Source organism: Nocardioides pelophilus (assembly GCF_014180685.1).
Classification (GTDB): Bacteria; Actinomycetota; Actinomycetes; order Propionibacteriales; family Nocardioidaceae; genus Nocardioides; species Nocardioides pelophilus.
Window position 1 is genome coordinate 1 of sequence record NZ_JACEHF010000223.1, and the last position, 5,824, is coordinate 5,824.

The 5,824-nt window shown below is 72.4% G+C and carries 8 protein-coding genes; all 8 read left to right on the top strand.

What is annotated here, in order from left to right:
* Positions 1 to 443 (top strand): prepilin peptidase (locus tag H0488_RS21600; RefSeq protein ID WP_183101274.1); only part of this gene is annotated, 443 nt, incomplete at its 5' end.
* Positions 444 to 505: 62 nt separating this feature from the next.
* Complete coding sequence (gene aroC / locus H0488_RS21605) at positions 506 to 1,684, top strand: chorismate synthase (protein WP_183101275.1); 1,179 nt, start codon at positions 506 to 508, stop codon at positions 1,682 to 1,684.
* On the top strand, positions 1,681 to 2,235 hold the full coding sequence (locus H0488_RS21610) for a shikimate kinase (RefSeq protein WP_446685634.1): 555 nt from the start codon (positions 1,681 to 1,683) through the stop codon (positions 2,233 to 2,235). Before aroC ends, H0488_RS21610 begins: the two co-directional genes overlap by 4 nt.
* Positions 2,232 to 3,353, top strand: a complete 1,122-nt coding sequence (aroB, locus tag H0488_RS21615; protein ID WP_183101276.1) for a 3-dehydroquinate synthase — start codon at positions 2,232 to 2,234, stop codon at positions 3,351 to 3,353. The genes H0488_RS21610 and aroB overlap by 4 nt, the downstream gene beginning before the upstream one ends.
* On the top strand, positions 3,350 to 3,787 hold the full coding sequence (locus tag H0488_RS21620; RefSeq protein WP_183101277.1) for a type II 3-dehydroquinate dehydratase: 438 nt from the start codon (positions 3,350 to 3,352) through the stop codon (positions 3,785 to 3,787). The genes aroB and H0488_RS21620 overlap by 4 nt, the downstream gene beginning before the upstream one ends.
* Positions 3,788 to 3,848: 61 nt before the next feature.
* Complete coding sequence (efp, locus tag H0488_RS21625; protein ID WP_183101278.1) at positions 3,849 to 4,412, top strand: elongation factor P; 564 nt, start codon at positions 3,849 to 3,851, stop codon at positions 4,410 to 4,412.
* Positions 4,412 to 4,828: a transcription antitermination factor NusB gene (gene nusB / locus H0488_RS21630; protein WP_183101279.1), complete on the top strand. Its 417-nt coding sequence runs from the start codon at positions 4,412 to 4,414 to the stop codon at positions 4,826 to 4,828. The genes efp and nusB overlap by 1 nt, the downstream gene beginning before the upstream one ends.
* 194 nt (positions 4,829 to 5,022) lie before the next feature.
* Positions 5,023 to 5,824 (top strand): FAD-dependent oxidoreductase (locus H0488_RS21635; protein ID WP_183101280.1); only part of this gene is annotated, 802 nt, incomplete at its 3' end.

Here is a 5,824-nt window from a genome sequence, read left to right on the forward strand (position 1 = left end):
TGCCCGCCATCGTCGACCACCGAACCCGGCTGCTGCCGTCGATCGTGGTGCTGCCGGCGACCGGCGTCGCGCTCGGCTACGGCGCGATCCGGTGGGCCGCCACCGGCGACGCCGAGGAGCTGGTCCGCGGCGTGCTCGCCCTCCTCGTCGTACGGACCGTCTTCTGGGTGCTGTGGTTCATCCGGCAGGCGGGGATGGGGTTCGGGGACGTCCGGCTGTCCGCGCTGCTCGGCTGCACGCTCGGGTACGCCGGCGCCGTGCCGCTGCTGGTCGGGATCTACGCCGCGTTCCTGCTGTTCGCGGTGCCGGGCCTGCTCATCGCCATCGTCAAGCGCGACCGTTCGGTGCTCAAGCGCGCCTACCCCTTCGGGCCGTTCCTGCTCTTCGGCGCCTGGCTCGGCATCGTCGCCGGCGAGCCGCTGGTCGCAGCGATCTGGGGCTAGCCCAGTCTCGCCCCACCACTCCCGACAACTGCCGCACCGGCCCGGATGGGAAGATGTGACGCATGTTGCGCTGGCTGACCGCGGGGGAGTCCCACGGACCCTCCCTGGTCGCGATCCTCGAGGGCCTGCCGGCCCACGTCGAGGTGACGACCGACGACATCTCCGACTCGCTCGCCCGGCGGCGGCTGGGCTACGGCCGCGGCGCCCGGATGAAGTTCGAGGCCGACGAGGTGCGGGTGGTCGGCGGCGTCCGGCACGGCCGCACCCAGGGTGGACCGGTCGCGATCGAGGTCGGCAACACCGAGTGGCCCAAGTGGGAGCAGGTCATGTCCGCCGACCCGGTCGACCAGGAGGTCCTGGACGGACTGGCCCGCAACGCGCCGCTCACCCGGCCGCGGCCGGGCCACGCCGACCTGGCGGGCATGCAGAAGTACGACTTCGACGACGCCCGTCCCGTGCTGGAGCGCGCCTCGGCGCGCGAGACCGCCGCGCGGGTGGCGCTCGGCCGGGTGGCGAGCAACTTCCTCGAGCAGGCCGTCGGTGCGCGGATCGTCTCCCACGTGATCGAGATCGGCGGCGTGCGGGCGCCGGCCGGGCTGTGGCCCGAGCCCGACGACGTCGCGCGCCTCGACGAGGACCCGGTCCGCTGCCTCGACGCGGACACCTCGAAGCAGATCGTCGAGCGGATCGACCAGGCCCACAAGGACGGCGACACCCTCGGGGGCGTGGTCGAGGTCGTCGTCCACGGGCTGCCCCCGGGGCTCGGCTCGCACGTCCACTGGGACCGCCGGCTCGACTCGCGGCTTGCCGGCGCGCTGATGGGCATCCAGGCGATCAAGGGCGTCGAGGTCGGTGACGGCTTCGAGCTGGCCGCGACCCCGGGCTCGCTCGCGCACGACGAGATCGTCCCGACCGACGAGGGCCTGCGCCGGGTGTCCGGCCGGTCGGGCGGCACCGAGGGCGGCATGACCACCGGCGAGATCCTCCGGGTGCGCGCGGCGATGAAGCCGATCGCGACCGTGCCGCGTGCGCTGCGGACGGTCGACCTGGCCACCGGCGAGGAGACCGTCGCCCACCACCAGCGCTCCGACGTCTGCGCCGTGCCCGCGGCCGGCATCGTGGCCGAGGCCATGGTCGCGCTGGTGCTGGCCGACGCCGTGGTCGAGAAGTTCGGGGGCGACTCGGTGCAGGAGACCCGCCGCAACGTCGAGAGCTACCTGGGCAGCCTGAGGTACCGGTGAGCACCGAGAGCTCGGACAGCTCGGACAGCTCGGACCGCTCGGGCCGCTCGGGCCCGGTCGCCGTCCTGGTCGGCACCATGGGCGCCGGCAAGACCACCGTCGGCCGGCTGCTCGCCGACGCGCTGGGGGTGGCGTTCCTCGACAGCGACCACGCGATCGAGGCGCGGGCCGGCAAGTCGGTGCAGGAGATCTTCGTCGACGACGGGGAGGCCGCGTTCCGTGAGCTCGAGCGCGAGGCCGTGGCCGCGGCGCTCGAGGCGCACGATGGCGTCCTGGCGCTCGGCGGAGGAGCGGTGCTCGACCCTGCCACCCGGGAGCTGCTCGCCGACCATCGCGTGGTGTTCCTGAAGGTCGGCCTGACCGACGCGGCCAAGCGGGTCGGGCTCGGCGTCGGCCGCCCGCTGCTGCTCGGCAACGTCCGGGCCCGCGTCAAGCAGCTGCTCGACGAGCGCACCCCGATCTACGAGGGCCTGGCCCGGATCTCGGTCGACACCGACGGCCGGACGCCGCAGGATGTGGCAGCCGAGATCATCGAGAGGATGGGGCAGTGACCGTCACGCCGGAGAGCCAGCCGACGCGGATCCGGGTCGCCACCGCCGCGCCGTACGACGTCCTCATCGGGCGCGGCGTGCTCTCGGAGGTGCGGTCGCTGCTGCCCGAGGGCGTGCAGCGGATCGCGGTCATCTCGCCGGAGTCGCTCGACGACCTGCTCGACGACCTCGCCGAGGAGCTGGCGGGGATCGACACGATCGTGCTGCAGATCCCCGACGGTGAGGAGGCCAAGAACATCGAGGTCGCCAGCGCCTGCTGGGAAGCCCTCGGCGACGAGGGGTTCACCCGCTCCGACGCGATCGTCACCCTCGGCGGTGGCGCGACCACCGACCTCGGCGGCTTCGTCGCCGCGGCGTGGCTGCGCGGCGTCGCCGTCGTCCACGTGCCGACCACGCTGCTGGCCATGGTCGACGCGGCCGTCGGCGGCAAGACCGGCGTCAACACCGGCGCCGGCAAGAACCTCGTCGGCGCGTTCCACGAGCCGGCCGGCGTGGTGTGCGACCTGGCGCTGCTGGCGACCCTGCCGCGCGCCGAGCTGGTCGCCGGCCTGGGTGAGGTCATCAAGTGCGGGTTCATCGCCGACCCGCGGATCCTCGAGCTGGTCGAGGCCACCGATCCCGAGACCCTCACCGCCGACTCGCCCGTGCTCCGCGAGCTGGTCGAGCGGGCGGTCCAGGTCAAGGCCGACGTGGTCGCGGGTGACCTCAAGGAGACCGGCGGTCGCGACGGCCACCCGGGTCGCGAGGTCCTCAACTACGGCCACACCCTCGCCCACGCGATCGAGCGCTTCGAGGACTACGGCATCCGCCACGGCGAGGCGGTGGCGATCGGCTGCGTCTACGTCGCCGAGCTCGCCGCGCGCACCGGCGGCCTGTCGCCCGAGCTGGTCTCGCGGCACCGGGCCGCGCTCGCGAAGGTCGGCCTGCCGACGACGTACGCCGCCGCGCCGTTCGACGACCTGCTCGGCGCGATGCGCGTCGACAAGAAGTCCCGTGGCGACCAGCTGCGGTTCGTCGTCCTCGAGGACCTCGCCCGCCCGGTGGTCCTCGCCGGCCCGTCGGAGGACGACCTCCGGTCGGCGTACGACGCCCTCGCGCCCGTCGGGAGCCCGTCATGAAGGTGTTGGTCCTGAACGGTCCCAACCTCGGGCGGCTGGGCCGCCGCCAGCCGGAGATCTACGGGCCCACCACCCACGGGGAGCTCGCCGAGCTCTGTCGCGGGTGGGGCGAGCAGGTCGGCCTCGAGGTCGAGGTGCGACAGACCAACCACGAGGGCGAGCTGCTCGACTGGCTCAACCAGGCGGCCGACACCGAGACCCCGGTGGTCCTCAACGCGGCCGCGTGGACGCACTACTCGTACGCGATCTGGGACGCGTGCGCCCAGCTCACCGCACCGCTGGTGGAGGTCCACATCTCCGACCCGTCGCAGCGCCCGGAGGTCTTCCGGCACACGTCGGTGGTCACGCCGCACGCGGCGACGGTGATCGCCGGGCAGGGGATCGACGGCTACCGGCAGGCTCTCGAATTCATCGCCGCCGAGCTCGACGACTAGACTTCTGCGCTGGCCCGATGGCCACCCTGACCTTGACATCTGCATCGAAGAAGGCTGACGCATGGCAACGACGAACGACCTGAAGAACGGCATGGTTCTCAAGCTGGAAAACCAGCTCTGGCAGGTGGTCGAGTTCCAGCACGTGAAGCCCGGCAAGGGCCCGGCGTTCGTGCGCACCAAGCTCCGGCACGTCGAGTCCGGCAAGAACGTCGACAAGACGTTCAACGCCGGCACCAAGGTCGAGACCGCGACGGTCGACCGGCGCACGATGCAGTACCTCTACAACGACGGCAGCAACTACGTCTTCATGGACACCGGCACCTACGAGCAGACCGAGGTCGACCCCGACATCGTCGGCAACGCGAAGAACTTCATGCTCGAGAACACCGAGGCGATCGTCGCCACCAACGAGGGGCGCGTGCTCTTCGTCGAGCTCCCCGCGTCGGTCGAGCTCACCGTCACCTACACCGAGCCCGGTGTGGTCGGCGACAGCGCGACCGGCCGCACCAAGCCCGCGACCGTCGAGACCGGTCACGAGATCCAGGTGCCGCTCTTCGTCGAGCAGGGCGAGCGGATCAAGGTCGACACCCGCGACTCGTCCTACCTGGGCCGCGTGAAGGGCTGATGGCCTCAGGAGGCGCACGTTCCAAGGCCCGCAAGCGGGCCCTGGACCTCCTCTTCGCCGCCGACCTGCGGCGGGAGTCGGCCGGCGAGACGCTCGACCGGTCGATCGCCGACGACGCCGCGCCGTCCAACCCCTACACCGAGACCCTGGTCCGTGGGGTCGTCGAGCACCTGGCCCGCATCGACGAGGTGCTGGAGACCTACGCCCAGGGCTGGACCCTCGGCCGGATGCCCGCCGTCGACCGCAACGTGCTGCGGATCGGCGTCTACGAGATGCTCTACGTCGACGACGTCCCGGACGCGGTGGCCGTCACCGAGGCGCTTGCCCTGGTGCGCGAGCTCTCGACCGACGAGTCCCCGTCCTTCGTGAACGGAGTCCTCGGCGCCATCCTGAAGAGCAAGCCGACGCTCGTCTGAACTGCGCGAGCGTGTCGCGGATCGCGCGGCGCCTCACGGACCATCGCTGAGCTCGGCCCGCGGGCGCCGCGCGATGCGGCTTCGCCGCGCGCGCCACGCTGCCGCGCTGCCCGCGCCACGCTGCCGCGCGGAGTCGGACCGGTCGGCTAGCAGGTGGTTCCCTGCTCGGGCCTCGCCGTGCCAGTGTTGGGCGCATGAGCGAGAGCATCGACGTCGTCGTCATCGGTCTCGGTCCGGGAGGCGAGCACGTCGCTGCTCAGCTCGCCGGTGCCGGGCTCTCCGTGCTGGGAGTGGAGAAGCACCTGGTCGGGGGCGAGTGCCCCTACTACGGGTGCATCCCGTCGAAGATGATGATCCGGGCGGCCGACGCGCTCGCCGAGGCGCGACGAGTGCCCACGCTCGGCGGCTCGGTCGAGGTCACGCCCGACTGGAGCACCGTGGCCAAGCGGATCTCCGACGAGGCCACCGACGCGTGGAACGACCAGGTGGCGGTCGACCGGTTGATCGACAACGGCGCCAGGTTCGCGCGCGGGCACGGCCGGTTGGCCGGCCCCGGCAAGGTCGTCGTCGAGACCGCCGACGGCGCCGAGGAGTACGACGTGACGCGCGGGGTGGTGCTCAACGTCGGGACCGAGCCCGCCGTACCCCCGGTCGACGGCCTGGCCGCGACGCCGTACTGGACCAACCGCGACGCCGTGCAGGTCACCGAGCTCCCCGCCGGCATGATCGTGCTCGGCGGCGGTGCGATCGGCTGTGAGATCGCCCAGGCGTTCGCCCGGTTCGGGGTGCAGGTCACGATCCTCGAGGTCGCGGACCGGATCCTCGGCCCCGAGGAGCCCGAGGCGAGCGCGGTGGTCGCGGACGCCATGACCGAGGAGGGGATCGGCGTGCGCACCGGGGTGAAGGTCGAGCGGGTCGATCACGACCCCGGCTCCGGGTTCACGGTGACGCTCGCCGGAGGCGAGCAGCTGACGGCGGAGGCGCTCCTGGTGGCGG